Raw genomic sequence first — 26,540 nt, 5'->3', positions numbered from 1 at the left:
ATCGCTTGATGTTGCGCAACAACGGTGTGTGTGATGGCGAACAGACCCGTTGTGCATGGAGGCATATTCTGGGCTCGTCGTTAATAAAAAGTTAAACAAGCGGGAGAGAACCCGCACCCACCATATGCATCGAAAGGACAACATCATGAACAAACTGCTCGCCACCCTGATCGCCGGTCTCGTCGCCACCAGCGCCTATGCGCAGACCGCCACCACGACCACGACCACCACCACGGCGCCGGTCACGACGGCCAACACCGAAGCCGTCGTGAAGGCCGAGGCCCGCGCCGAAGCCGACGTGGCCAAGGCCGAAGCGAAGGAAATGAAGGCAGCCGCCAAGGCCGACGAGAAAGCCGCCAAGGCCGTCGCCGACGCGCAGGAAAAGAAAGCCAAAGCCCACGCCAAGGCCGTGAAGGCGCACGCGAACGCCGCCGAGAAGGTCAGCAAGGCCGACCCGGAAGACCGCGCCAAGGCAGTCGCCAAGGCCGAAGAGAAGGTGTCGGAAGCGAACCTGAAGGCCGAGAAGACCATGATCAAGGCCGACGAGAAGGCGCTCAAGCAGCAGGTCGATGCGGCGGCTGACAAGGCCACGGCAGCGGCCAAGACCGAACAGGTGCGCGCCGAAGCGATGGCCGATGTGCACAAGGCGGCGGCCAAGAAGTAATCGGGTCGACGTCAACGAAAAATGCCGGCATCGAGCCGGCATTTTTTTTGATCGCGCGGTACGCAACCGTAGGGTGGACGGGTTCCCCGTCCACGCGTTCAACCGGAATGTGAAAACCGCGATTCGATTTGCATCCGTGCGTTGAACGCGTGGACGGCGGAGCCGTCCACCCTACATCACTCCCCGGTGGAACGCATCGCCAGATCCGTCGCCTTCAGCTTCTGCGACAGCGGCTTGCCCTTGCGCGCCCGCTTGCCGAAGTGCGGCTCCAGGCCCGATGCATACAGCTCCACCGTGCGCGGCTTGGAGCCGGCCCAGGTGCCGATCACGTTCACGCCTTTCTGGCTGATCGGCTGTGCAGCCAGCAGCTTTTCCTTCGGCTCGAGTTCCATCAGCGTCACGCCGCGGCCGCCGTTGGTCAGCACCTTCATCTCGTCGATGCCGAACACCAGCACGCGGCCCTTCTCGGACAGGCAGGCGATCGCGCCGGCCGCGTCGGAGACGATCCGCGGCGGCAGCGGCAGGGCGCCGTCGTCCAGCGTGATGAAGGATTTGCCGCCCTTCAGGCGGCTGACCATGTCGCCGGCCTTGGCGATGAAGCCGAAGCCATTCGACGTTGCCAGCAGCAGGCGCGTGTCGGCGGTGCCGGCGAAGTAGTGCAGGATGCGCACGCCGCCCGACAGGTCGACCAGGGTCGTGATCGGCACGCCGTCGCCGCGCGCACCCGGCAGGGCGGACACCGGCACCGAATAGGTCTTGCCGTTGTCGCCGATGCCGACCAGCGAATCGACCGTGCGGCACTCGAAGGCGTTGAGCAGCGTATCGCCTGGCTTGAAGGTGAACTGCGCCGGGTCGTGGCCGATGCCGGTACGCGCGCGCACCCAGCCCTTCTCAGAGATGATCACGGTGACCGGTTCGTCGATGATCTTCTGTTCTGCAACCGCCTTCTGCGCTTCTTCGATCAGCGTACGGCGCGCGTCGCCGAACTGCTTCGCGTCCGCTTCGATTTCGCGGATGATCGTGCGCTTCATGGTCGACGGATTGGCCAGGATGTCTTCCAGCTTTTCCTTCTCGCCGCGCAGCTGCGACAGCTCCTGCTCGATCTTGATCGCTTCCAGGCGCGCCAGCTGGCGCAGGCGGATCTCGAGGATGTCTTCGGCCTGGCGTTCGGACAGCTTGAATTCCGCGATCAGGGCCGCCTTCGGCTCGTCCGAATTGCGGATGATGGCGATCACCTTGTCGATGTTCAGCAGGACGATCTCGCGGCCTTCCAGGATGTGGATGCGGTCGTTGACCTTGCCCAGGCGGTGCTCGGTACGGCGGCGCACGGTCGTGAAGCGGTAATCGATCCACTCCTGGATGATCTCGTTCAGGCCCTTCTGGCGCGGACGGCCGTCGCCGCCGATCATCACCAGGTTGATCGGGCTCGAGGTCTCCAGCGAGGTATGCGCCAGCAGCAGGAGCATGAATTCGTTCTGGTCCTGGTTCTTCGACTTCGGCTCGAACACCAGGCGCACCGGCGCTTCGCGGCCGGATTCGTCGCGCATCGTATCGAGCGAGTTCAGGATCGTCTGCTTCAGCGCGATCTGTTCCGGCGTCAGCGTCTTCTTGCCCAGCTTGACCTTCGGATTGGTCAGCTCTTCGATTTCCTGCTGCACCTTCGCAGCCGAGGTGCCCGGCGGCAGTTCGGTGACGACCGCCTGCCACTGGCCGCGCGCCAGCTCCTCGATCTTCCAGCGCGCACGCACCTTCAGCGAGCCGCGGCCGCTGGCGTACATGTCGGCGATCTGCGAGGCCGGGGTGATGATCTGGCCGCCGCCCGGGAAGTCGGGACCCGGCATCAGGGTGATCAGTTCCGCGTTCGAGATCTTCGGATTGCGGATCATGGCGACGGTGGCGTCGGCCACTTCGCGCAGGTTGTGCGAGGGGATCTCGGTGGCGAGGCCGACCGCGATGCCGGAGGCGCCGTTCAGCAGCACCATCGGCAGGCGCGCCGGCAGGGTGCGCGGCTCCAGCGTCGAACCGTCGTAGTTCGGCTGGAAGTCGACCGTGCCCATGTCGATTTCATCCAACAGCAGGCGCGAGATCGGGGTCAGGCGGGCTTCCGTGTAACGCATCGCCGCGGCGCCGTCGCCGTCGCGCGAGCCGAAGTTGCCCTGGCCGTCGATCAGCGGATAGCGCAAGGAAAAGTCCTGGGCCATGCGGACCAAGGCGTCGTAGACCGACTGGTCGCCGTGCGGGTGGAGTTTGCCGAGCACGTCGCCGACCACGGCCGCCGATTTACGGGGCTTGGCGGTGGGACCGAGGCCCAGTTCGTTCATTGCGTACAGGATGCGGCGCTGGACCGGCTTCTGGCCGTCGGAGACGTCGGGCAGGGCGCGGCCTTTGACGACCGAGACCGCGTAGTCGAGGTAGGCGCGTTCGGCGAAGGTCGACAGGGTCAGCGTTTCGATGTCGTCGCTTGGCTCGGCAGCTTGTTCGAAGAGGTTTGCTTGCGTAGTCATATTCAGTTTGTTCGATTCTCTTGGCGGTGCAACGCGTGGAGTCAGGACTCCACCCTACGAATCGTGGTGTGCGTAGGGTGGAGTCCCGACTCCACGCGTTTACGACGCATCAAATATCCGCTTCCGTTTCGTTCCCGTGTTCTTCGATCCAGGCGCGGCGGGCGGCGGCTTCGCCTTTGCCCATCAACATATTGAAGCGCGCGCTCGATTCGCCGTGGTCGAAACCGCCCAGGGCCACCGGCAGCAGGCGCCGGGTGTCCGGGTTCATGGTCGTTTCCCACAGCTGCTCGGCGTTCATCTCGCCCAGGCCCTTGAAGCGGGAGATGTTCCAGCTGCCTTCCTTGAGGCCATCCTTTTTCAGCTTGTCCTCGATCGCCAGCAACTCGCCGTCATCCAGCGCGTACAGCTTCTGCAGCGGCTTCTTGCCGCGCGGCGGGACGTCGACGCGGTACAGCGGCGGACGCGCCACGCAGATGTGGCCATGCTTGAACAGGGCAGGGAAGTGCTTGAAGAACAGGGTCAGCAGCAGGACCTGGATGTGCGAGCCGTCGACGTCCGCGTCCGACAGGATGCAGATCTTGCCGTAGCGCAGACCGCTCAAGTCAGGCGAATCGCCCTGCGAGTGCGGATCGACGCCGATCGCCACCGAAATGTCGTGGATCTCGTTGTTCGCGAACAGGCGGTCACGGTCGGTTTCCCAGGTGTTCAGCACCTTGCCGCGCAGCGGGAGGATCGCCTGGAATTCCTTGTCGCGGCCCATTTTCGCGGAGCCGCCCGCCGAATCGCCCTCGACCAGGAACAGCTCGTTGCGGGTGATGTCCGAGGATTCGCAATCGGTCAGTTTGCCCGGCAACACGGCCACGCCCGAGGATTTTTTCTTCTCGACTTTTTGCAGCGAGCGCATGCGCGACTGCGCCTGCTTGATGACGAGGTCGGCCAGCTTCTTGCCGTGCTCGACGTGCTGGTTCAGCCACAGTTCGAGCGGCGGTTTCGTGAAGGTCGAGACCAGTTTCACGGCGTCGCGCGAATTCAGGCGTTCCTTGGTCTGGCCCTGGAATTGCGGGTCCAGCACTTTCGCGGACAGCACGAAGGAGACGCGTGCGAACACGTCTTCCGGCAGCAGCTTGACGCCTTTCGGCAGCAGGCCGTGCAGTTCGACGAAGCCCTTCACGGCGCCATATAAACCGTCGCGCAGGCCGGACTCGTGCGAGCCGCCGCTCGGGGTCGGGATCAGGTTGACGTAGGATTCGCGCACCAGGCCGCCTTCCTCGTTCCAGGCCACGACCCAGGCCGCGCCTTCGCCTTCGGCAAAGGCTTCGTCGCCGGCCGGCGCGTATTGCGCACCTTCGAACAGCGGGATCACGGTCTGGCCGCTCGAGGTCTGCGCCATCGCTTCGGTGAGGTAGCCGCGCAGGCCTTCGTCGTAGCGCCAGGTCTGGACGTCGCCGGTCTTCGCATTGGTCAGCGTCACGGTCACGCCCGGCAGCAGCACGGCCTTCGAGCGCAGCAGGCGCACCAGGTCCGTCATCGGGATGTTCGGGGTGTCGAAGTATTTGCCGTCCGGCCAGGCGGTGACGCGGGTACCGTTCTTCTTGCCGCCGCGCTCGAAGGGAACCGAACTCAATGGCTCGATGACGTCGCCATCGGCGAAGACCAGGTTGTGGATGCCGTTGCCGTCCTCGTCCTTGCGCCAGACGGTGATTTCCAGGCGCTTCGAGAGCGCGTTGGTGACGGACACGCCGACGCCGTGCAGGCCGCCCGAGAAGGCATAGGCGCCGCCCGAACCCTTGTCGAACTTGCCGCCGGCGTGCAGGCGCGTGAACACGATTTCGACCGTGGACACGCCTTCTTCGGGGTGGATGCCGACCGGGATGCCGCGGCCGTCGTCTTCGACGGTGACGGAACCGTCGACGTTCAGGGTCACGCCGATGTTGCTGCAGTAGCCGCCCAGCGCTTCGTCCGAGGCGTTGTCGATCACTTCCTGGATGATGTGCAGCGGGTTCTCGGTCCGGGTGTACATGCCCGGACGCTGCTTCACGGGCTCGAGTCCTTTCAGGACGCGGATGGATGATTCGCTGTAATCGGGTGCGGGTTTCTTGGTTGCCATGCTGATCAGTGTTTTATCGAAAGCCTGCGCATTCTATATCTTGTCGGGAGGAAAAAGCAGGAGGGGCCGCCGGCAAATGCGCGGATTGTTCTTGTCAACGCGCGGAAACGTGACTAGATTGGTACGCAAGCTTGCTACGTCAAGCGGCCCCGAGAACCGTTGAGCGGAAGGCATGTATTGAGACTACTACTGTACATGCATACAGTAATAATCGCAAGACTCGCCATCTTACCGCAATCTGATCTGCAACAGGTCCGGACTCGTGACCGCCGCACGCACCGGATAATGATCATGCATGCACAAAAAACGCCGACCGCAGTCAGACTGCTCGGATTCTCGCCCTGTGCCACCGCGCACCTGGCGACCTTGCTGGCCAGCGCCCCGCGCTCGGGACCGCTGTATGCCTGCCTGCATGAGGACAGCCTGCAGGAGCCCGACATCGTCCTGGCCGACGGCACCAGTCCCGCTGCCCTGGCCTGGCTCGACGGCATGCGCTGTCCGCCGCCGGCCCTGGTCATCGGCGGCATGGCCCGCGCCAGCTACACCCAACTATCTCCACCCTTCGAACCGGACGAACTGTATGCCTGCATGGTGAAATTGCTGGCCGAGCGGCGGCGTGCATTGATGCTGCTCAGCGCGCGCGGCGAACCGCTGCTGGCTGAACGCCGGCGCCGTCCCAGGCTCGGACCAGATGCCGGCTGCCCCTCGGAACGCCAGCCGCCGCGCGACGGCAAGGTGCTGATCGTCGACAAGGGCGGCGCCTTCCGCGACCACCTGGCCGGCCTGGTGGGACCGAGCCGCCTCGCGATCGCCTGGACCGACAGCGCGCCGATGGCGGTGCGCCTGTGCGACGAGACGCCGGTGTCGCTGGCGATGATCAATACCGCCGCGCCCGGTATCGATCCCTACGGCCTGAGCCGGGACATCAAGGCGCAGCAAGGAGCGGAGAAGACGGCGGTCGTGCTGCTGGTGGGCCGCACTTTTAACTATGACAGCACGCTGGCGCATGGGGCCGGGGTGCGCGGGCTGCTCGACAAGCCGGTGGGGGACCGCAGCCTGGTGGCGATGCTTCAACGATTGGCGTCGCTTCCCGAGATGCCGGCGTGATCTGAACTCATCCGGTGTCACTTTGTTACAACTCTGAATCGTGCGCGAGCGTAGCGGGGCTATATTGGTCCCATGGCAGACGAACAAGTGAAGCAGCGCGGCGAGGCGCCCGGTCCGCCGCAGGAAAACCGCACTGAAACACCGCAGCGCATTCCCGACCGCCGCGCAGGCAATGGCGCGCCGCGCTACCAGCGTCCCGGCGACACGCCTTTCGCCCTGGCCGGCCGCGTCCTCAGTTCGCGCTGGCGCGCCCTGCGCGACCGCTTCAGCCGCGACTTCATGCGCCGCACCCTGCGCATCGGCGTGTCGGCCCGCATCTTTCACCCCGAACCGGGCGCTACCGGCCTGCGCAGCAAGAACCTGCAATATCTCGAGGAATCGATCGCCCAGTGGGTGATGTCGCGCGACGTGCTGGTGTTCATGATCCCGACGGTGAACACGAACGGCCTGCTCCACCCCAGCAATATCACCCTGCGCCACTACGCGCGCCACCTGGACGGCCTGGTGCTGCAGGGCGGGGCTGACGTCTCGCCCCAGACCTATTCCGAATCGCCGACGCGGCCCGAATGGAGCGGCGACCGCGCCCGCGATTTATACGAACTGGAACTGCTGCACGAATTCGTCGAGGCCGGCAAACCAGTGTTGGGCGTGTGCCGCGGCTGCCAGCTGATCAACGTCGCCTTTGGCGGCACCCTGTACCAGGACGTGGCGACCAACGTGCCGGCCGCGCTCGCCCACGTGCACACCGACTACGACGCCCACCGCCACGCGATCGAATTCCCGGCGGGTTCCTCGCTGGGCCGCATGTTCCCCAACGCGGGGCGGCCGATCGTGAATTCGATCCACCACCAGGCGGTCAAGGAGCTGGGACGCGACATCCGCATCGAGGCGATGTCCTATCCGGACGGGATCGTCGAGGCGATCCGCTACGACAAGGCGGATTTCGTGATGGGGCTGCAGTGGCATCCGGAATTTCACCGGGCGGGCGGCACCGACCTGCTCGACTGCACGCCTGTGCTGGACGAATTTTTACGGGCGGCGCGCGAGACGCGGCTCTAAGTCGCACCGCCTATGTTCATATTGTAGAAATGCGTGGAGTCAGGACTCCACCCTACGAATCGCAGCTGACGTAGGGTGGAGTCCCGACTCCACGTCTTGCGGCGTCTGGACAATGACCGCCTGGTTATGTTCACACGCTTGCAAAACCGCTTGCATCAGCCATCTCTCTTGATCATAATGAATGAGAATCATTCTCATTCACGACATGATCGAAGGGACTGTTATGAACGATCCACTTATCGGCAGCGCCGCGCCGTCGCCCGCCATGCCCCAGCGCGACGTCGTCATGCTCGCTTCCGTCCTGCACCTGATGTCGCACTACACCGCGCGCGACGAAAAGGACAAACCCTGCGTGCGCCTGGCCTCGGTGATCGAGCGCCACCTGAGCGCGCTGGCGCGGCTGCCGGACATCGACCCGGTGCTGCGCGCGACCTGCGAGCAGCTGTGCGAACGCTGGGCGGCGCTGGTGGACGAAGGGATGCCGCGGCCGGTCAAGCGTAATTTCATCGAGCGGATCATGCGAAGCAGCCGGGCAGGGGCGAGCCCGGCTTGATGAGGTAGCGGCTGAGTTGCGGGATATGTAGGGTGGAGTCCTGACTCCACGCGCGGAACGGGTGAGCAATCGAAACGCATGATCGGATACGCATCCAAGGTGGGATACGTTTCAAATGGTCATCCGTTCCAAACGCGTGGAGTCAGGACTCCACCCTACCTGCGCCGAAATCTCCGCTCGCCGCGGAACCAGTTAATGGCGGCATGCACCATCCCTTCCACGCTCCCTTGCTGCTCGTACTGCTGCCGCAACAGCGCCGCATCGCTCCCGTTGGCCGCCGCGGCCGCCAGGTGCTTTAAACCCTCCTGACTACCCAGCGCCGCCGCATACGGCTCCATCTTGCCAAGCGTCGCCAGGATATCCTCGCGCAGCGACACCGTCTCGTAGGTCTTCGGATGCGTGATCGCCCCCTCCAGCCCGAAGCGGCAAGCCTGGAAGCGGTTGTAGTTGTAGACGAGGTAATCGTCCTCGACGGGCGGCTCGTCGAAGCGCTCCAACAGATAACTGCACAGCGCCTGCAGATAGGCCGCCAGCGCCGCCGCCCGTTCGACGCTGAGCGGCGTGTCGCACACGCGCAGTTCGATCGTGCCGTACTCGGGCTTCGGCCGCAGGTCCCAGTAAAAATCCTTCATGCTCTTGACGATGCCGGTGCGCTCCATCTTCGCGTAGTAGTGCGATTCGAACTCGGACCAGGTCAGCATGAAGGGCGCGCGTCCGCTCATCGGGAAGGCGAACACGGAATTCAGGCGCGCCGAATCGAACAGGCTGTCGTGGCCCTGCACGAAGGGAGAGGAGGCCGACAGGGCGATGAAGTGCGGGATGTAGCGGCTCAGCGCATGCAGCAGGTACATCGCGTTGTCGCCGTCGCCGCAGCCGATGTGCACGTGCTGGCCGAACACGGTGAACTGCTTGGCCAGGTAGCCGTACAGCGTGGAGAGGTGCTCGAAGCGCGGCTTCGGGAAAATCTTCTGTTCCGACCAGTGCTGGAAGGGGTGGGTGCCGCCGCCGGCGATGCCGATGTTCAGCACGTCGCCGGCCGTCACCAGGGTGTCGCGGATTTCCTGCAGTTCGGCCAGCAGCGCCGGATAGTGCGAGTGCACGCTCGAATTAATTTCGATCATGCTCTCGGTGATCTCCGGCGTCACATTGCCGGGGAAGGGCTTACGGGACAGCAGGTGCAGCAGGTCGGGGCTGGCGGCGGTCAGGTCGAAGTCCGACAGGCTGACCAGCTGCAGTTCGAGTTCGACCCCGAAGGTCAGCGGCGTCGACTGGCTGAAGGGTTCAAGCGGCATGGCGCAGCTCCGGGGCTTCGCGGGCCCAGACCAGGGCGCGCTGGATGATGATCGGGCCGAATACCTCCAGCAGCATCGTCACCGCCGCCACCGAGCGCAACTCCTCGACCACGTGCACGCCGCGCAGGCGCGCGTGTTCCAGCAGCAGGATCACGAACACGGACAAGGGCGCCAGCGCCACCCCGGCCAGCGCGCCCTTGCGCCAGGAGATGCCGGACAGGTGGGCAAACGCCATCACACCCAGGGTTTTGGTGAGCAGGCGCGCCAGCACGATCACGACGGCGAGCACGCTGCCGGCGGCGACCTTCTCCCAGTCCAGCGTCGAGGCGGCGAACACGAACAGCAGTACCGTCAGCAGTTCGCCCAGCGCCCCGAAGCCGCGCTGCGCCTGGCTGTAGGCGACGCGCCGGTGGCGCGCGACCAGCCCGAAGGCGAGCGTCGCCACCACCGGCGACAGGCCGCCCGCGTACGACAGCGCCACCAGCAGGATCACCGCCAGCGCAAAGGCGACGGTGGCGTCCTGTCTCGGGTTCTTGAAGCCGCGCAGCAGCGCCGGCACGGCGAGGCCGAATACGGCGCCGGTGAGGATCGACACCGCCAGCAGCACCAGGCTGTTCCAGATGGCGTCGCCCAGGTCTTCGAAGGTGCGGAAGATCCAGAAAGCCACGACGACATTGAAGGCGAACACGGCCAGCACGCAGTTCTGGGCGGTCAGGTGCAGCACCCGTTCCGTCACCTGGCCCGAGCTGCGCTGCTCGTTGATTACGCGCACCACGGTCGCCGGCGAGGTCGCCATGGCCAGCGCGGCCAGCATCAGGGACGTCAATTGCGGCGTGCCGAAAGCAGTCGCGATGAAATAGACGGCAACGAAGGTGGACAGGGATTCGACCAGGCCGCTGACGCCGATCCAGGGATTGGTGCGCAGCCAGCGCAGGTTGATGCGGTAGCCGAGTTCGAACAGGATCAGGCCGAAGGCGACGTCGGCCAGCATCGAGGCGGCGCCGGCGTCGGGGGCCGGCAGCACGCCGAGCTGCGAACTGCCGAGCGCGAAGCCGACCAGCCCATAGAAACTGATGCGCGGCAGGCCGGTCCAGCGCTGGCCGAATTCCCCCGCGATCCAGGCGATGGCGATCGCGAGCGGCCAGGCAAGGCTGGTCAGGATCGGCAACAAATCGGGCATGCGGGCTCCTCGTGAACACATCGGCTGGTCTTTTGTCGATTTTACAAGAGCGATGCGCCGCGACCCGCGCACGATTGGGCGGACGCCGCTGCTAGAATGGCGCACCGCCATTCTTCATGCGTTTTCATGTCTCAACCGATTCCACCGCAACCGCAGGCCCAGGCACGTGCCCCGATTCGATTGACCGCCCAGGTGCTGACCTGCGTCGGCTTTTCCCTGATCGCCTGCCTGATCATTTTCGTGGCCCAGGACGATTTTCTATCCGTCATCCGCGGCCCGATGGGCGTCGCGACGCAGCTGCTGTGCGGCCTGGTGCTGTCGGCGCTGGCGGCGGTGGCTTCGTATGTCAGCTTTCGCCTGACGGCGAAATCGGAAGCGACGGCCAACACGATCAAGGCCTATGGCCGCCTCGACCTGTCGGGCCTGAATCCGGTCTGGATCAGCCTTGCCGCCGCGATCGGCGAAGAGCTGCTGTTCCGCGCGGCGCTGCAGCCGCTGCTGGGCGTGTGGATCACCTCGATCGTCTTCCTGCTGACGCATACGCCGGTGTACCAGTTCCGCCGCCTGAACAAGGCGACCCTGGTGCAGGCGGCCGGCGTGTTCGGCGCCAGCGTGGCGCTGGGTTTCATCTACCAGAACGTGGGCCTGCTGGCGGCGATGATGGTGCACACGGCGCTCGACGTGATCGGGCTGTATGTGGTCCGCAATACGCTGCGGGGAGCGCGCGCCTAGGCGTTCGCCGTTTCGTGCACCACCAGGTGCCCGGTATAGCCGGCCACCTGTCCCACCAGCGGCAGCGCGGCGCGCACCGTGAAATACAGGCGGCCGTCGCGCCCTTCCTCTTCGGCCACGATGCGCGGCAAGGCCCAGCGCGGGCAGGGGATGCCGAGGAATTTCAGGCCGTTTAAATGCATCGCCAGCCGGCCGTCGCGCGCGCTGAGCCGGAAGTGCAGCAGCGTCAGTCCCAGGCGCTCGGTCAGCTCGCCTTCCACCAGGCGCATGTGGGACCGCATCGTCTGCGTCGGGAAGTACCGCACCCACAGCTCCTCATCCGGCCGCGCATCGAGTTCGAAGCGGATCGCGCCGGACGAGGCTTTCAGGGGCGTGCCCAGGCACAGGGCCAGCAGCCGGGCCGGCAGCGATGCGGGCGCTTCGGTCTCCACCCAGCCGTGCAGCTCGCGCCGGCCGCGGGTGCGGTGAAAGGCCTGCACGGGTTCGGCCAGTTCCGTGAAGGCCGGTCCCATCACGGTTTCATACATCGAGCGTGCGTTCATGCTTCGGCTTTCATGGTGATGGCCAGGCCGGCCGCTTCGCGTTCGAAGTCCTGCAGCGACAAGAGTCCGAGGCAGGGCCGGGCGCCGGGCGCGAAGGTCTCGCCGGCCGCCAGGCGCCGTACCAGCGCCGCCGCGGCCAGGGTGGGAACGAAGGGTCCGTCGCCGTCCCTTGCGACCAGAGACCAGCTGCGCGTGTGCGCGCTGCCGTCCGTGCCTGTCCCGGTGACGCGCACGTGCATGGCGCCGGCATCGGAGCCGAGGTGGCGGAACCAGTCGGCGATCCGTTTCAGTAAAGGCGCATGAGCCGCCCAGTTGCGCACCAGGCCGCGCTGCGCCAGCAGGGCCATGACATTCATCCCCCAATGCAGCACATGCAGTTCGAGTCCCGCGCCGAAGCGGACCGCCGGCGTGCCGGCAAAGCGCGGGCCGAGCAGGACCAGGTCGGGCACGTCGCAGGCCGACAGCAGCCGGCGCCCGACCGGGGCCGGGTAGTCGTGGCTGCGGGTGCCGCGCCAGCCGATCGCGCCGCCCGGCAGCGGCTTGCCGCAATAGCCGAGGATGGCCTGGACGGTGGACAGGCCGCGGTCTGTGCGGTTGCCGGGACTGATGCCGATGTCGATGCTCGTCACCCGCGGCATGCCCTGGGCCAGCGCGTCGGCAGCGGCGCAGGACAGGGCCGGAACCGAACTGGCGCCGCTGGTGACCAGCACGCCGGCGCGCGCGGCGTCGTCATTAAGGGCGGCGATGCCGGCGACGAAATCGCGGCCGTCGGCGAGGTCGATGTAATGGGCTTGCGCGGCGATGCAGGCTGCGGCGACACCGTAGTCCTGGCCCTGGAAGGGGCCGGCGGTGTGGATGACGGCGTTCGCTTGCAGGGCGCGCAGTGCTGCGGCGAGCGATGGGGACGCGATGTCGAGCGCCGTGGCTTCGAGCCCTGAGGCGGCGCCGGGGGCGAGCTTGTCGACCAGCGCCTGGGCTTGCGTGCGGGAGCGGCCGGCGACGAGGATGTGCAGATTGGGCTGGCGGGACAGGAGGGTGGACAGGCGGCTGCCGAAGAAGCCGTAGCCGCCGATGACCAGGACGCGATAGGTGCTCATGCGTAGGTGTATAGCACGGGCGGAGTGGTGGAGGGAAGGGGGGCGGATCGAGCGGTGAAAATGGGTGGGCACGGGGCGCCCACCCTACGTTACGCATCGGCCAGCGATTGCCAGACCCGTAGGGTGGGCGCCCCGTGCCCACGCCGAATGTCGAGCAGCCCGCGGCTTACTTGCTCAACAAGCGCATCGCCCGCTCCAGTCCCTCGAGCGTCACCGGGAACATCCGGTTATTCATGATCTGCCGGATCACCGCGATCGACTGCCGGTACTGCCACAGGTGCTCCGGCTCCGGATTGAGCCAGGCGAATTTGGGAAACGCGCGGCAGAAGCGCGCCAGCCACTCGGCGCCGGCTTCCTCGTTGTTGTATTCGACCGAGCCGCCGGGCGCCAGCACCTCGTAGGGACTCATGGTGGCATCGCCCACGAAAATCAGGCGGGTATCGGCAGGGTACTTGCGCAGCACGTCCCAGGTGTCGAAGCGCTCGGCGTGGCGGCGGCGGTTGTTCTTCCACAGGTAGTCGTAGACGCAGTTGTGGAAGTAGTAGAACTCCATGTTCTTGAATTCGCTCTTCGCCGCCGAGAACAGCTCTTCGGTACGCTCGATGTGGTCGTCCATGGTGCCGCCCACGTCCAGCAGCATCACCACCTTGATCCGGTTCTTGCGCTCGGGCTGCATCTTGATGTCGAGGTAGCCGGCGTTGCTGGCCGTGGCGCGCACGGTCTCGTCGAGCGCAAATTCGTCGAGCGCGCCGGTGCGGGCGAAGCGACGCAGGCGGCGCAGGGCGACCTTGATGTTGCGCGTGCCGAGCTCGCGCTCGTCGTCGTAGTCCTTGTAGGAGCGCTGGTCCCACACTTTCACCGCGGTGCGGTTGCGGCCGGCGCCGCCGATGCGGATGCCTTCCGGATTGGTGCCGCCGTGGCCGAAGGGTGAGGTGCCGCCGGTGCCGATCCACTTGCTGCCGCCTTCGTGGCGTTCTTTTTGTTCCTTGAGCAGCTCGTTGAGGCGGTCCATCAGCTTGTCGTAGCCGAATTTGGCCAAAGCCGCCTTCTGCTCGGGCGTCAGCTCGCGCTCCATGCGCTTGATCAGCCAGTCGAGCGGGATCTCGCCCTTCGAGGTGTCGAACACCGCCTCGATGCCCTTGAAGTAGGAACCGAAGGCGCGGTCGAACTTGTCGAAGTGGGCCTCGTCCTTCACCAGCGTCAGGCGCGCGAGATAGTAAAACTCGTCTAGCGACGGGGCGATGACGGCCTTTTCCAGGGCTTCGAGCAGGGTCAGGAATTCCTTGATCGAGACCGGGACCTTGGCATTACGCAGCGCGAAGAAGAAGTCGATCAGCATGCGTGTCGGCTCAATTGGTAGTGCAGGTGCGATTTGATCTCGGGCCACTCGCCGCGCACGATGCTGTACATGACGGTATCGCGCACGGTGCCGTCGCGCCGCGGCGCGTGGTGGCGGATCACGCCATCCTTTTTCGCGCCCAGCCGTTCGATGGCCTTTTGCGAGGCGTAGTTGAAATTATCGGTCCGGAAGCCGACCACGGCGCAGCCGAGCGTATCGAAGGCGTGCGACAGCAGGAGCAGCTTGCAGCTGGTGTTCACGTGGCTACGCTGGACGCTTTTCGCATACCAGGTGTAGCCGATTTCGACCCGGTCGACGGCAGGCAGGATGTCGTGGTAGCTGGTGGTGCCGATCACATTGCCGCTCGAGGAATCGACGACGGCGAAGGCGACGCGGTCCTTCATCTCCAGCGCGGCGTGCACGTAGGCCTGGGTGCGGTGCGGCTCCGGCACCGAGGTCACGCGCAGGTTCCACAGATCGCCGTCAGCTGCGGCCAGGCGCAGGCCGTCGACGTGCTCCAGGCTCAGGGGCTCCAGGTGCACGCCGTTGAATTCGAGCGCGACCGGCTCGACTGCAATCATCGGTTCATCCTCGACATGTTCAGCAGGCGCTCGAATAGGTGCACGTCCTGCTCGTTCTTCAGCAGCGCGCCGTGCAGCGGCGGGACGACCGTCTTGTTGTCCTTGCTGTGCAGGGCTTCGGCCGGGATGTCCTCGGCCATCAGGAGTTTCAGCCAGTCGAGGAATTCGGAAGTCGACGGCTTCTTCTTGATGCCGGGGATGTCGCGCACGTCGTAGAAGCTTTGCAGGGCGGCGCTCAGCAGCTCCTGCTTCAGGCGCGGGTAGTGGACCTTGACGATCTCCGCCATCGTCTCGCGGTCCGGGAATTTGATGTAGTGGAAGAAGCAGCGGCGCAGGAAAGCATCCGGCAGTTCCTTCTCGTTGTTCGAGGTGATGATCACCAGCGGACGGTGTTTGGCCACGACCATCTCGCGCGTCTCGTAGACGTAGAACTCCATGCGGTCGAGTTCGCGCAGCAGGTCGTTCGGGAATTCGATGTCGGCCTTGTCGATCTCGTCGATCAGCAGCACGACCGGTTCCGGCGCCGTGAAGGCTTGCCACAGCACGCCCTTGACGATGTAGTTGTGGATGTCGCGCACGCGCTCGTCGCCCAGCTGGGAATCGCGCAGGCGCGAGACGGCGTCGTATTCGTACAGGCCCTGCTGGGCCTTGGTGGTCGACTTCACGTGCCACTGCAAGAGCGGCATGTCCAGCGCGGCGGCCACTTCCTCGGCCAGCATGGTTTTACCCGTGCCGGGCTCGCCCTTGATCAGGAGCGGGCGCTGCAAGGTCAGGGCGGCATTCACGGCCAGCTTCAGGTCGCTGGTCGCGACATAGCTTTCGGTGCCTTCGAAACGGGGTTGGGCTTGCATACGTGGCGATCGTAAAGAGGGAAATCCTGAGTATATGCCAGAAGTTCAAGGCTGGCTGAAGGGCCGCACGAGGTTGGTAGACTGCAACCTTTTGTTGGGCTAGAATCCTTCAGTTGGTAGTAGATAGCTAATGTTTTGTGCGGTAGCGGTATTCGATTAAAAATTTTGCGATTCCCACCATGAAAAAACTTTTGGCAGTACTCGTGCTGGCCGCCTGCGGCAGCGCCGCGATGGCCGCGGACGTCGTCGGCAACCCGAAGGCAGCCCCGAACAAGATCGAAATGTGTATCGGTTGCCACGGCATCCCCGGCTACAAGGCCAGCTTCCCCGAGGTCTACCAGGTGCCGATGATCGGCGGCCAGTCGGCCAAGTACATCGAATCCGCACTGCACGCCTACAAGAAGGGCGACCGCAAGCATCCATCGATGCGCGGCATCGCCGCCAGCCTGTCGGACCAGGACATCGCCGACGTCGCCGCCTATTACTCGCAGCAGAACGCCCAGAGCCGCAAATAAGGACCACGCCATGAAAAAACTGATCATCGCGCTGGCCCTCGGCGCCGTTTCCTTCAGCTCCGCCGCCGCCGACGTCAAGCGCGGCGAAGAGCTGACCAAGAAGTATAATTGCGCCTCCTGCCACGGCGCCGACTTCAACAAGCCGATCGACCCGAGCTATCCGAAGCTGGCCGGCCAGCACGCCGACTACATCGCCCATGCCCTGAACGCGTACAAGCGCGGCGGCGACCAGGCCAACGGCCGCAGCAACCCGATCATGGCCGGTTTCGCGAAGCCGCTGTCGAACCAGGACATGATCGACATCGGCGCCTACCTGCATAGCCTGCCGTCGCAGCTGGTGGTCAGCAAGTAGGTCCAGCCTAGCTGCAGCATCGTATTCGGTCCCCCGGACCCGGCTTTTCGAAGTCGGTTCCGGGGGATTTTATTTTTATTGGAGTTGTCTCTTGCAGTCCGTCTCACCCGCCTATTTAAAGACCAACCTGCTCAGCGGATTGACCGTCGCGCTGGCCTTGGTGCCCGAAGCGATCGCCTTTGCGCTGGTCGCCCACGTCTCTCCGCTCACCGGCCTGTACGCCGCCGTGCTGGTCTCCTTCATCACCTCGGCCTTCGGCGGCCGACCCGGCATGATCTCGGGCGCGGCCGGGGCACTGGCCGTGGTCATGGTGGCGCTGGTGGTCGAACACGGCGTGCAGTACCTGTTCGCGGCGATCGTGCTGATGGGCCTGTGGCAGATGCTGTTCGCGGCCGCGCGGCTGGGTAAATTCATCCGCATGGTGCCGTATCCGGTGATGCTGGGCTTCGTCAACGGCCTGGCTCTCGTCATCTTCATCGCCCAGTTCGGTCACCTCAAGGTCAATGGACAGTGGATGCAGGGCGCGCAGCTGGCCACGATGCTGGGACTGGTGGCGGCGACCATGGCCGTCATCTACGTCACGCCGCGCATCACCAAGGCCGTGCCGGCGACCCTGATCGGGATCCTGGTGGTGACGGCTGGCGCGGCGCTGCTGGGCATCGAGTCGAAGACCGTGGGCGACCTGGGTTCGATCGGCGGCGGCCTGCCGCAGTTTGCGCTGCCGAGCGTGCCGTTCAACTTCGAGACCTTGCGCATCGTGCTGCCATATTCTCTGGTGCTGGCCGGCGTGGGCCTGATCGAGTCGCTGCTGACCCTGACGCTGGTCGACGAGATCACGGAAACGCGCGGCCAGCCGAACCGGGAGTGCATGGCGCAGGGCGCGGCCAACGTCGTCACGGCCCTGTTTGGCGGCATGGGCGGCTGCGCCATGATCGGCCAGTCGATGATCAACGTGAACAACGGCGCCTACGGCCGCCTGTCGGGCATGTCAGCCTCGCTGTTCCTGCTCTCCTTCATCCTGTTCGGCTCGAGCTGGATCGAGCAGATCCCGCTGGCGGCGCTGATCGGCGTGATGTTCGTGGTCTGCGAAAAGACCTTCGAGTGGGGCACGTTCCGCACCATCGGCAAGGTGCCGCGCGCCGACACCCTGGTCGTGGTGCTGGTGGCGGCGGTCACCCTGATCTTCGACCTGGCGGTCGCGGTGCTGGCCGGCGTGATCGTCTCGGCCCTGGTCTTCGCCTGGCAGCACGCCAAGCAGATCAAGGTCGCGACCAGCGTCGATGCCCAGGGCTGGAAAGTGTATGAACTGGACGGCACGCTGTTCTTCGCCTCGGTCGCGCATTTCAATGGCTTGTTCGCGCCGAAGGACGATCCGCAGGATGTCGTGGTCGAGTTCCGCCGCGCGCGCGTGGTCGATCACTCGGCGATCCAGGCGATCGACGCGCTGGCCGAACGCTACCGGGCGCTGGGCAAGCGCCTGCACCTGCGCCACCTGAGCCCGGACTGCCGCGAGCTGCTGGAGAAGGCGCGCGACATGATCGAGGTGAACGTGCTGGAAGACCCGCGTTACCGGGTGGCCGACGACAAGCTCGCTTGAAGCAGGCCGAGGACGGGATACAAAAAATCCCCGGCTGGCCGGGGATTTTTTATTGAAGCAGCCGGTGCTTACGCGGCGCGGCGGCGCAGGAAGCCGGCGCCGGCCAGCGCGATCGCGAACAGGGCGATCGAGCCCGGTTCAGGAACTTCGGCGGCGCCTGCCGTTCCGAAGGTCACGTTGTCGAACAACGAACCCGACCCGTTGGCCGCATAGCTGACGCTGGTGAACATGTTCTCGGTATCGACGATGCCGAAGAAGCCGCCGTTGGCGCTCGAATACTCTTGCCCGTTCAGCGAGACCTTTGCCGTCGATCGCTGGTAGTCGCCGAAATCGATACCGAAGGCATTGATGGCATTCGCAAAATCGAATGTGCCGCCACTGTAGGTCCACACATAGGCAGGATACTGAAAACCCTGCGCCGAGTTGTCTCCGCACTGGAACGGGCCACTGCTGCAGCGATAGGCCTGGATATTGATCTGGTAGGCGTTGCGATCGATCATGTTGGTTGGGCCATCGAACAGGTCATCCAGGCGGTCGACCGTGTGAGCCGACACGGCTGCCTCGAAAGCGGCGCGGTCCGTGAAGGTCAGGACAGCTGCCTGGGTGGACAGCGAGGCCAGCATGGCGATGAGGGCGACACCAAGTTTCTTTTTCATGATTGCTCCGTTTTGGATTGCAGTGCTTGTTATTGGTTTGGTCCTGCAATGCAGCCATGAATAGCGCTTTACAAGCAGTGACGCTGCAGTTTTAGCAACTTTCTTGCCATTAGGAATTATTTCTGAAAGATCATGTACTTACAAAAAATCGGTGATTTATTTACGCGTTGAATGTAAAGTTTCCCGACGAAAATCATGCAGTTTGGATACGATACAAAAAATGCGGCATGTGCCGCATTTTCGTATCGCTTTCATCGCCATATCAGCGCGTCGCGCGTTTGCGCACGCATTCGATATACGCCTCGGTATCCGGCGGCACGCCATTTCTCTGCGACTTCCAGATCATCTCGCCCAGGCACTCCATGATTTCATGGTGTGCGTCGTGCTCGCCGATGCGCGCCACCAATTGGTCGTGCGCCGCCTTGATGCCGCGCGGCTGGTCGATCGAGACCTGTTCCGCAATCGACAGGTGCATCGACAGGTGTAAAAAAGGATTCGGCTGGCCGCCTTCGACCGAATAGTCGCGCGCGACGGCTTCGTCGGCGTCCATCAGGGCGTCGTGGTATTCGGGGTGCTGGACGATCCAGTCGGCGGCGATGGCGTCCATCGGCGTCAGGATCTCTCCAGCGCGCTGCTTGCGGAAGGCGTCGCAGAAGAAGCGGCGCACGTCGTGCGAGGAGGGTGTGAACATGGGGGGAATGTGAAACGTTGGCGTAGACCGCCATTGTAGCGTGCGCCGTCCTGGCGCGCAGGGACGAAAAAAAAGCAGGCCCCACCACTGCGTGGTGTGCCTGCTCCTGGCTAGATGTTACTTTTCCGGCGCCAATATTAACTGCGCTAACTGCGGTTCGCTCCCCGCCAGCGGCGCCTTGGCGGCCGGCTTGGCCGAGCCTGCACTACTGCTGCGCGGCTGGCGCAGGTAGCGCGCGCTGTGGCGCCGCTCGCCCTGTCCGCCGTGGGCCGGACTGGTCAGGAAACGCGACAGTTCCTGCAATGCGCGCTGGTAGACATCGCGCTTGAACTCGATGACCACGTCCAGCGGCACCCAGTAATCGTGCCAGCGCCAGGCGTCGAACTCCGGATGGTCGGTCAGGCGCAGATTGACGTCATTGTCGCGCGCAACCATGCGCAACAGGAACCAGATCTGCTTCTGGCCGCGGTAATGGCCGCGGATCTCGCGCTTGATGAAGTGATCCGGCACCTCGTAGCGCAGCCAGTCGCGGGTGCGGCCCACGATCTTGACGTGCTCCTGGCGCAAACCGATTTCTTCCTCGAGTTCGCGGTACATCGCCTGTTCCGGCGTCTCGCCGTATTTGATACCCCCTTGCGGAAACTGCCACGAGTGCTCGCGCACCCGCTTGCCCCACCACACCTCGTTATTGGCGTTAAGCAGGATGATGCCGACGTTGGGGCGGAACCCTTCCCGATCGAGCATAAAGCACCTCGAAACTTTCTGCCGGCTTTTGTGTCCCTTACATTTTTACCTACAAATCCACACGTCAGCTTCCCTCGTGCACGACGAAAACGGCGGACGCTGCGTGTTCAAGACCCATTTGTACAAAGATTGGACGCATCAGCCAGCTAATCCTTTAAAATTAGGTCGATTATAACTCTCTCTTTTTAAAAAGAATTCATCGATATGCGCGCCTCACGATTTTTTATTTCAACTCTTAAAGAAGCGCCTTCCGACGCCGAGATCGTCAGCCACAAGCTCATGATGCGCGCCGGTATGATCAAGCGCCTGGGCTCCGGCATCTATACGTACATGCCGACGGGCCTGCGCGTGATCCGCAAGGTCGAAGCGATCATCCGCGAAGAAATGAACAAGTCGGGCGCGCTCGAACTCCTGATGCCGGTCGTGCAGCCGGCCGAGCTGTGGCAGGAAACCGGCCGCTGGGACAAGATGGGGGCCGAACTGATGCGCGTCAAGGACCGCCACGGCCGCGACTACGCGATCCAGCCGACTTCGGAAGAAGTCGTCACCGACGTCGTGCGCACCGAGGTGAAATCCTATCGCCAGCTGCCGCTGAACTTCTATCACATCCAGACCAAGTTCCGCGACGAGCGCCGTCCGCGCTTCGGCCTGATGCGCGGCCGCGAATTCACGATGAAGGATGCGTATTCCTTCGACCGTGACCTGGAAGGCATGCAGAAGTCCTACCAGATCATGTTCGACGCCTACGTGCGCATCTTCAATCGCTTCGGCCTGAAGTTCCGTGCGGTGGCGGCCGACAACGGCGCCATCGGCGGCACGGGCTCGCACGAATTCCACGTGATCGCCTCGACCGGCGAAGACGCGCTGGTCTACTGCCCGGATTCGGATTTCGCGGCCAACATGGAAGCGGCTGAGGCGATGGCAATCGGCGAGCGCGCTGCGCCTGCCGAGGACATGAAGAAGGTGCCGACCCCGGGCAAGACGAAATGCGAAACGGTCGCCGAGCTGCTGAACCTGCCGCTGGCGCGCACCGTGAAGACCATCGCGCTGACCGTCGAGAACGAAGCCGGCGGTAAAGTGACCAAGCAGTACTTCATGCTGCTGCTGCGCGGCGACCACGAGCTGAACGAAGTCAAGGTCGGCAAGGTCGCGGGCCTGGCGAACCACCGCTTCTCGACCGAAGAGGAAATCCAGGAAGTCTACGGCAGCGTGCCGGGCTACCTCGGTCCTGTCGCACCAAAACAGGCAGTCACCGTGGTTGCCGACCGCACGGTCGCCAACATGAGCGACTTCGTCTGCGGCGCCAATGAAGTCGACGCCCACCTGACGGGCGTGAACTGGGGCCGCGACCTGCCGGAACCGATCGTTGCCGACCTGCGCAACGTGGTCGAAGGCGACGCTTCGCCGGACGGCAGGGGCGTACTCGCGATCGAGCGCGGCATCGAAGTCGGTCACGTGTTCCAGCTCGGTACCGCCTACTCGGAAAAGATGGGCGCGACCTACCTGGATGAAAACGGCAAGCCGGCCCCGTTGCAGATGGGCTGCTACGGCATCGGCGTGACCCGCATCCTGGGCGCGGCGATCGAGCAGAACTTCGACGACAAGGGCATCGTCTGGCCGGATGCGCTGGCGCCGTTCCAGCTCGTGCTGTGCCCGATGGGCCTGGATCGCAGCGAACTGGTCAAAGAGCAAACCGAGAAGCTGTACGCCGAGCTGGAAGCCGCCGGCGTGGACGTCATCCTCGACGACCGCGGCCTGCGTCCGGGCGCGATGTTCGCCGACTGGGAACTGATCGGCGTGCCGCACCGCGTCGTCATCGGCGAGCGCGGCCTTAAGGAAGGCAACCTGGAATACCAGGGCCGCCGCGAGAGCGAGGCGACCGCGGTTCCGGTAGCGGACATCGTCGGCTTCATCAAGGGCAAGCTGAGCCAGTGATGCGCCCGGGTTTCCACAGCCGGGCTGCGGCCTGGCTGGGCAGCCTCTTTCTTGCGGCCGCGCTGGCCGCGGGCGGGAGCGCGCACGCCGGCAACCAGAAAGAAGAGGCGATGGCCGATTCAGTGCGCCTGGCGCTGTCGAACGCCATCGCAGACACGCGTCCGCCCAAGCCGAGCTTCCGCGACGAGGCGGCGCGCGTGCGCTATCAAACGTGGTTTACCGAGATGTCGGCGCGTCTGAAAAAACGCCTGCCGGACGAGCTCTCGCGCACCGAGTTCCTCGAATCGGTCTGGTACGAATCGACGCGGGCCGGCCTCGATCCGGGACTGGTGCTGGGCCTGATCCAGGTCGAATCGGCCTACCGCAAGTACGCGGTGTCGATCGTCGGCGCACGCGGCTACATGCAGGTGATGCCCTTCTGGACCAAGGTCATCGGGGACAACGACCGCCGCAAACTCTTCCACATGCAGACGAACCTGCGCTACGGCTGCTCAATCCTGCGCATGTACATCGACATGGAACGCGGCAACCTCTACCTCGCGCTCGGCCGCTACAACGGCAGCCGCGGCAAGCCGCAGTATCCGAATGCGGTGCTGGCGGCGTGGAAGAAGTGGGAGTTCAATCCCGTATCGGTCGCGTCTCGATAATGCACGTGCTTCACATGTAAGGTGGGCGGCTCTGCCGCCCACGCGTTCAGCCAGCCTACGAAACCTCGCGACTATTCACGCGTACATTGAACGCGTGGGCGGCAAAGCCGCCCACCTTACGTCCTGCTGCACGCGTCAACATCCTGATCCACGTTGGGCGGTTGCGGTATACACTCATCGTTTTCCCGCTACGACACTCATCATGCGAATCACACCTCTTGCCGCCGCCGGCCTGCTGGCGGCGCTCGCCGGCTGCGCCGCGACCGGCCCGGCCGCCGTCAAGCCGCGCGCCGCCCTTGACGGACAGGCGAAAAACATCATCTTCTTCCTCGGCGACGGCATGGGCATCAACACGCTCACCGCCGCCCGCATCTACGCCGTCGGCGAAGACGGCGAACTGACCATCGACACGCTGCCTGAATCGGCCTTCGTGAAAACCTTCTCGAACGACGCGCAGGTGACCGACAGCGCCGCCTCGATGTCGGCCTACATGACCGGCGTGAAGCAGAACAATGGCGTGATCTCGATGTCGAGCGATACGCGCGCGCTGTCGCCGACCGTGGACGGCAAGCGCACGGTCAGCCGCTGCAACAACGGCCAGGCCGTGCCGACCCTGGCCGAACTGGCCAAGGCGCGCGGCATGGCGGCCGGCGTCGTCACCACCACCAGCGTCACCGACGCCACGCCTGCCGCCACCTACGCCCACGCCTGCCACCGCAAGCTGGAACAGGACATCGCAGCGGCCCTGGTGCCGGGCGGCGCCGGCTACAACAAGGCGCTGGGTGCCGCGGGCCTCGATCTGGTCTTCGGCGGCGGCCTGCAGCAGTTCACGTCCGTCGACGCCGGCGGCAAGCGCGGCGACGGGCGCAACCTGGTCGGCGAGCTGCAGAGTAAGGGCTGGCGCGTCGCATCGGACACCGCGCAGCTGCAGGCGCTGGCCGCGAACAGCCAGCCGGCCATCGGCCTGTTCGCCCAGAACCACTTTACGTACGAAGCGGCGCGCGATCCGGCCAAACAGCCGGCATTATCCGAGATGACGGCCAAGGCGATCGACATCCTGTCCACCAATCCGAACGGCTTCTTCCTGATGGTCGAGGGCGGCCTGATCGACCATGCGCTGCACGCCACACTGGCCAAGCGCGCGCTGCAGGAGACGGTCGCCTACAACGCGGCCATCAAGACCGCGCTCGATAAGATGAACAAGCTCGATCCGGGTTTGAAAAACACCCTGATCGTCGCCACGGCCGACCACGACCACACCCTGCTGATCAACGGCTACTCGCCGCGCACCGGCAGGACCACGCCGACCAATCCCGGCGTGCTGGGCCTGGTGCGCAGCCTCCCGGACGGAAAGGTCCGCCTCGACAAGGATGGCGCACCGTTCACGATCCTCGGTTTCGGCACCGGCGAACACCGCATCCAGGGCAGCCGCAAGGACGTCAAGCTCACCGACGAGATCGCGGCCGGTGACGACTACCACCAGGAAGCCGTGGTGCGTACGCGCGCAGGCGCCGAGACCCATGGCGGCGCCGACGTCTACCTCGGCGCGGCCGGCGCCAACGCCGAACTGTTCCGCGGGACCATCGACAACACCCGCGTGTTCGACCTGATCAAGAACGCGGCGGGACTATGAGCGCCAGCAGAAAGCACACGATGACCAGAACGATTCTCTCCACGCTGCTGCTGGCAGCCTGCTGCGGCGCCCAGGCCCAGACCGCGGCGACCATGCGCCTGGCGCCGACGCCGCAAGCGAAGAACATCATCTTCTTCCTCGGCGACGGCATGGGCCCGACCACGATCACGGCCGCGCGCATCTTCAAGGAAGGCGAAGACGGCCTCCTGAACTTCGAGCGCCTCGACCGCACCGCGCGCATCAAGACCTATTCCGCCGATGCGCAAGTCACCGACAGCGCGCCTTCGATGGGCGCCTACATGACCGGCGTGAAGATCAACAACGACGTCATCTCGATGAAGGACGCGAAACCGGTCGCGCCGGGCAAGGACGCCAACGGCATCGCTTCGATCGACCGCTGCGGCGCCGGCAACGGCAGCTCGCCGATGACGATCCTGGAACTGGCCAAGGCCGCCGGCAAGTCGGTCGGCGCCGTCACCACCACCGAACTCACGCACGCCACGCCGGCGTCGACCTTCTCGCACGTCTGCGACCGCGACATGGCCTATACGATCGCGCAGCAGATCGTACCGGGCGGCGCGGGCTACAACGCGCGCCTGAAAGACGGCGTCGACGTGCTGATGGGAGGAGGGCGCAACCACTTCACGCCGTATGACGCCAAGCGCAATCCGAAGGGCCGCGGCGACGGGCGCAACCTGGTCGAGGAATTCGAGCGCCAGGGATACTTCATTGCCAACACGCGCGCCGACATGGCCTCGAGCCGGCCGGGCAAGAAGTTCCTCGGCCTGTATAGCGCCGAGAGCCATCTCGATTACGCCTCGAAGCGCTCGCCGACCCAGCCGACCCTGGCCGAGATGACGGCCAAGTCGATCGAGCTGCTGTCGAACAATCCGAACGGCTTCTTCCTGATGGTCGAAGGCGGCAAGATCGACCACGCGCTGCACGACACCAATGCGCGCAACGCGCTGATCGAGACGGTGGCCTTCGACGAGGCGATCCAGACCGCGCTGGACAAGATGCGCGCCATCGATCCGGGCCTGGACCACACCCTGATCGTCGTCACGGCCGACCACGACCACACGATGGTTTTGAACGGCTATCCGAAGCGCGGCAATCCGGTGCTCGACATCGTGCGTGGCTACGGCAACGGCGAGCCGACGCGCGATGCGGACGGCAAGACGTTTACGACGCTCGTTTTCGGCAATGGGCCGAACCGGCCGGAGCTGCGGGCGGATGTGGACAGTGCGCAGGCGCTGAGCGCGGATTATCACCAGGAGACCGGGATCAAATGGTCGAGCGAGTCGCACGGTGGCGGGGACGTCAAGCTGTATGCGGCGGGAGCAGGGTCGGCGCCATTCCGCGGCACGATCGAGAACACGCAGGTGTTCAACCTGATGAAAGCGGCAGCGGGATTGTGATTGCCTGCGAAGCGGTTAGTAGGCCGTAAGGTGGGCGGGTTTTCCCGCCCACGCGGTGATCGTTGGCAGCAAGATCATCCGGCACGATATTGGCGCCGATAACAATCGACGCGTGGGCGGGAGACCCGCCCACCTTACGGGGCAGTTCCCCGACGCAGCATATTCGATGCACGCCCCAAAAACAAAAAGCCCCGATCTCACGAGCGGGGCTTTTTAACGTTCGGCCAGGAAAGCCAAATATTTTATTTCAGGTGATTCGAAATAAGCTTGGTCATTTCGAACATCGAGACCTGGGCCTTGCCACCGAAGACGGCTTTCAGCTTGTCGTCGGCATTGATCATCTGGCGGTTGTCTGCAGCTTGCAGGTCCGCTTTCTTGATGTATTCCCAGACTTTCTTCGTCACTTCGGTACGTGGCAGCGGCTTGTTGCCGACCACTGCAGCCAGTTCGGCCGACGGCGTCAGTTCTTTCATGAACGCGGCGTTTGGCTTGCGCGCTGCTGCCGGCTTCTTTGCGGCGGCCGCTTTCGGTGCTGCTGCCTTGGCAGGAGCCGCTGCCTTCTTCGCTGCAGGCTTTGCCGCTGCGGCCGGCTTGGCGGCTGCTTTCTTTGCTGGCGCTGCTGGGGATTTCTTGGCTGTTGCCATCTTCGAGCCTCCTAAACGGACAAAATGAGAAATTGCGCTATTCATCGCACAGCTTATATTGGTGGCGTTTTACTGTTCCTGCAAGTCTTTTTCGCCATTT

25 protein-coding genes are annotated in these 26,540 nt (G+C 64.4%); 12 read left to right on the top strand and 13 right to left on the bottom strand.

Annotated features, from left to right (window positions below; translation table 11 throughout):
- Positions 1-145: 145 nt before the first annotated feature.
- Positions 146-664 carry a hypothetical protein gene (locus ACFPQ5_RS18755; RefSeq protein ID WP_379759212.1) on the top strand — a complete coding sequence of 173 codons (519 nt, stop codon included), beginning with the start codon at positions 146-148 and terminating at the stop codon, positions 662-664.
- Positions 665-840: 176 nt separating this feature from the next.
- Here ACFPQ5_RS18755 and parC read toward each other — a convergent pair whose 3' ends face one another.
- A complete protein-coding gene (parC, locus tag ACFPQ5_RS18750; protein WP_379759209.1) occupies positions 841-3,168 on the bottom strand; it encodes a DNA topoisomerase IV subunit A in 2,328 nt (775 codons plus the stop codon).
- Between the two features lie 109 nt (positions 3,169-3,277).
- On the bottom strand, positions 3,278-5,275 hold the full coding sequence (locus ACFPQ5_RS18745) for a DNA topoisomerase IV subunit B (protein ID WP_379759205.1): 1,998 nt from the start codon (positions 5,273-5,275) through the stop codon (positions 3,278-3,280).
- 291 nt (positions 5,276-5,566) lie between these two features.
- Here ACFPQ5_RS18745 and ACFPQ5_RS18740 point away from each other — a divergent pair, with 291 nt between their 5' ends.
- The 3 genes from ACFPQ5_RS18740 to ACFPQ5_RS18730 all read left to right on the top strand — a co-directional run bounded on the left by ACFPQ5_RS18740 (position 5,567) and on the right by ACFPQ5_RS18730 (position 7,994).
- A complete protein-coding gene (locus tag ACFPQ5_RS18740; RefSeq protein WP_379759202.1) occupies positions 5,567-6,382 on the top strand; it encodes a response regulator in 816 nt (271 codons plus the stop codon).
- A 72-nt stretch (positions 6,383-6,454) separates the two neighbouring features.
- A complete protein-coding gene (locus ACFPQ5_RS18735; protein WP_379759199.1) occupies positions 6,455-7,441 on the top strand; it encodes a gamma-glutamyl-gamma-aminobutyrate hydrolase family protein in 987 nt (328 codons plus the stop codon).
- A 223-nt stretch (positions 7,442-7,664) separates the two neighbouring features.
- Positions 7,665-7,994 carry a hypothetical protein gene (locus tag ACFPQ5_RS18730; RefSeq protein ID WP_379759196.1) on the top strand — a complete coding sequence of 110 codons (330 nt, stop codon included), beginning with the start codon at positions 7,665-7,667 and terminating at the stop codon, positions 7,992-7,994.
- Positions 7,995-8,149: 155 nt separating this feature from the next.
- Here the strand turns inward: ACFPQ5_RS18730 and ACFPQ5_RS18725 are convergent, their stop codons facing one another.
- Together ACFPQ5_RS18725 and ACFPQ5_RS18720 are read right to left on the bottom strand one after the other, a co-directional pair.
- Positions 8,150-9,286 carry a YbdK family carboxylate-amine ligase gene (locus ACFPQ5_RS18725; protein WP_379759193.1) on the bottom strand — a complete coding sequence of 379 codons (1,137 nt, stop codon included), beginning with the start codon at positions 9,284-9,286 and terminating at the stop codon, positions 8,150-8,152.
- On the bottom strand, positions 9,276-10,466 hold the full coding sequence (locus ACFPQ5_RS18720) for a cation:proton antiporter (RefSeq protein WP_379759190.1): 1,191 nt from the start codon (positions 10,464-10,466) through the stop codon (positions 9,276-9,278). Before ACFPQ5_RS18720 ends, ACFPQ5_RS18725 begins: the two co-directional genes overlap by 11 nt.
- A gap of 126 nt (positions 10,467-10,592) precedes the next feature.
- Here ACFPQ5_RS18720 and ACFPQ5_RS18715 point away from each other — a divergent pair, with 126 nt between their 5' ends.
- A complete protein-coding gene (locus tag ACFPQ5_RS18715; protein ID WP_379759187.1) occupies positions 10,593-11,198 on the top strand; it encodes a CPBP family glutamic-type intramembrane protease in 606 nt (201 codons plus the stop codon).
- Here the strand turns inward: ACFPQ5_RS18715 and ACFPQ5_RS18710 are convergent.
- The 5 genes from ACFPQ5_RS18710 to ACFPQ5_RS18690 form a co-directional block, all read right to left on the bottom strand.
- Positions 11,195-11,740: a DUF4166 domain-containing protein gene (locus ACFPQ5_RS18710; RefSeq protein WP_379759184.1), complete on the bottom strand. Its 546-nt coding sequence runs from the start codon at positions 11,738-11,740 to the stop codon at positions 11,195-11,197. The two genes, ACFPQ5_RS18715 and ACFPQ5_RS18710, sit on opposite strands and share 4 nt — an antisense overlap.
- Complete coding sequence (locus ACFPQ5_RS18705) at positions 11,737-12,837, bottom strand: saccharopine dehydrogenase NADP-binding domain-containing protein (protein ID WP_379759181.1); 1,101 nt, start codon at positions 12,835-12,837, stop codon at positions 11,737-11,739. Before ACFPQ5_RS18705 ends, ACFPQ5_RS18710 begins: the two co-directional genes overlap by 4 nt.
- Positions 12,838-13,003: 166 nt before the next feature.
- The gene (locus tag ACFPQ5_RS18700; RefSeq protein WP_379759178.1) at positions 13,004-14,176 is read right to left on the bottom strand and encodes a vWA domain-containing protein; all 1,173 of its coding nucleotides are present in this window, start codon (positions 14,174-14,176) and stop codon (positions 13,004-13,006) included.
- On the bottom strand, positions 14,170-14,757 hold the full coding sequence (locus tag ACFPQ5_RS18695) for a GNAT family N-acetyltransferase (RefSeq protein ID WP_379759175.1): 588 nt from the start codon (positions 14,755-14,757) through the stop codon (positions 14,170-14,172). Before ACFPQ5_RS18695 ends, ACFPQ5_RS18700 begins: the two co-directional genes overlap by 7 nt.
- Positions 14,754-15,608 (bottom strand): AAA family ATPase, encoded by an 855-nt coding sequence (locus ACFPQ5_RS18690; RefSeq protein ID WP_379759172.1) that lies wholly within the window; start codon positions 15,606-15,608, stop codon positions 14,754-14,756. The genes ACFPQ5_RS18695 and ACFPQ5_RS18690 overlap by 4 nt, the downstream gene beginning before the upstream one ends.
- A 179-nt stretch (positions 15,609-15,787) precedes the next feature.
- Here ACFPQ5_RS18690 and ACFPQ5_RS18685 point away from each other — a divergent pair, with 179 nt between their 5' ends.
- The 3 genes from ACFPQ5_RS18685 to ACFPQ5_RS18675 all read left to right on the top strand — a co-directional run bounded on the left by ACFPQ5_RS18685 (position 15,788) and on the right by ACFPQ5_RS18675 (position 18,072).
- Positions 15,788-16,123, top strand: coding sequence for a c-type cytochrome (locus ACFPQ5_RS18685; protein ID WP_136221198.1), 336 nt, complete (start codon positions 15,788-15,790; stop codon positions 16,121-16,123).
- Between the two features lie 10 nt (positions 16,124-16,133).
- Positions 16,134-16,475, top strand: coding sequence for a c-type cytochrome (locus tag ACFPQ5_RS18680; protein ID WP_379759167.1), 342 nt, complete (start codon positions 16,134-16,136; stop codon positions 16,473-16,475).
- A gap of 91 nt (positions 16,476-16,566) precedes the next feature.
- Entirely contained in the window at positions 16,567-18,072 is a 1,506-nt protein-coding gene (locus ACFPQ5_RS18675; RefSeq protein ID WP_379759164.1) for a SulP family inorganic anion transporter, read from the top strand.
- 68 nt (positions 18,073-18,140) lie between these two features.
- On the opposite strand, the gene ACFPQ5_RS18670 is transcribed toward ACFPQ5_RS18675, so the two are convergent.
- The 3 genes from ACFPQ5_RS18670 to ACFPQ5_RS18660 all read right to left on the bottom strand — a co-directional run bounded on the left by ACFPQ5_RS18670 (position 18,141) and on the right by ACFPQ5_RS18660 (position 20,163).
- Positions 18,141-18,728, bottom strand: coding sequence for a PEP-CTERM sorting domain-containing protein (locus ACFPQ5_RS18670; RefSeq protein WP_379759161.1), 588 nt, complete (start codon positions 18,726-18,728; stop codon positions 18,141-18,143).
- 262 nt (positions 18,729-18,990) lie between these two features.
- Complete coding sequence (locus ACFPQ5_RS18665) at positions 18,991-19,419, bottom strand: DUF1841 family protein (protein ID WP_379759158.1); 429 nt, start codon at positions 19,417-19,419, stop codon at positions 18,991-18,993.
- Between the two features lie 117 nt (positions 19,420-19,536).
- Positions 19,537-20,163 (bottom strand): RNA pyrophosphohydrolase, encoded by a 627-nt coding sequence (locus ACFPQ5_RS18660; protein WP_379759155.1) that lies wholly within the window; start codon positions 20,161-20,163, stop codon positions 19,537-19,539.
- Positions 20,164-20,367: 204 nt separating this feature from the next.
- Here ACFPQ5_RS18660 and ACFPQ5_RS18655 point away from each other — a divergent pair, with 204 nt between their 5' ends.
- The 4 genes from ACFPQ5_RS18655 (at position 20,368) to ACFPQ5_RS18640 (ending at position 25,796) form a co-directional block, all read left to right on the top strand.
- Positions 20,368-22,098: a proline--tRNA ligase gene (locus ACFPQ5_RS18655; RefSeq protein ID WP_379759152.1), complete on the top strand. Its 1,731-nt coding sequence runs from the start codon at positions 20,368-20,370 to the stop codon at positions 22,096-22,098.
- On the top strand, positions 22,098-22,745 hold the full coding sequence (locus tag ACFPQ5_RS18650) for a lytic transglycosylase domain-containing protein (protein ID WP_379759149.1): 648 nt from the start codon (positions 22,098-22,100) through the stop codon (positions 22,743-22,745). Before ACFPQ5_RS18655 ends, ACFPQ5_RS18650 begins: the two co-directional genes overlap by 1 nt.
- Positions 22,746-22,947: 202 nt before the next feature.
- Positions 22,948-24,378 carry an alkaline phosphatase gene (locus ACFPQ5_RS18645; protein WP_379759146.1) on the top strand — a complete coding sequence of 477 codons (1,431 nt, stop codon included), beginning with the start codon at positions 22,948-22,950 and terminating at the stop codon, positions 24,376-24,378.
- A gap of 20 nt (positions 24,379-24,398) precedes the next feature.
- Positions 24,399-25,796 carry an alkaline phosphatase gene (locus tag ACFPQ5_RS18640; protein WP_379759143.1) on the top strand — a complete coding sequence of 466 codons (1,398 nt, stop codon included), beginning with the start codon at positions 24,399-24,401 and terminating at the stop codon, positions 25,794-25,796.
- A gap of 242 nt (positions 25,797-26,038) precedes the next feature.
- Here the strand turns inward: ACFPQ5_RS18640 and ACFPQ5_RS18635 are convergent, their stop codons facing one another.
- Positions 26,039-26,440 carry an SWIB/MDM2 domain-containing protein gene (locus ACFPQ5_RS18635; RefSeq protein ID WP_136221207.1) on the bottom strand — a complete coding sequence of 134 codons (402 nt, stop codon included), beginning with the start codon at positions 26,438-26,440 and terminating at the stop codon, positions 26,039-26,041.
- Between the last annotated feature and the right edge of the window lie 100 nt (positions 26,441-26,540).

The organism is Massilia suwonensis, from assembly GCF_042655665.1.
Lineage (GTDB): Bacteria > Pseudomonadota > Gammaproteobacteria > Burkholderiales > Burkholderiaceae_D > Telluria > Telluria suwonensis.
The sequence above is the reverse complement of the archived record's forward strand: the minus strand, read 5'-3'. Positions and strand labels throughout refer to the sequence as shown.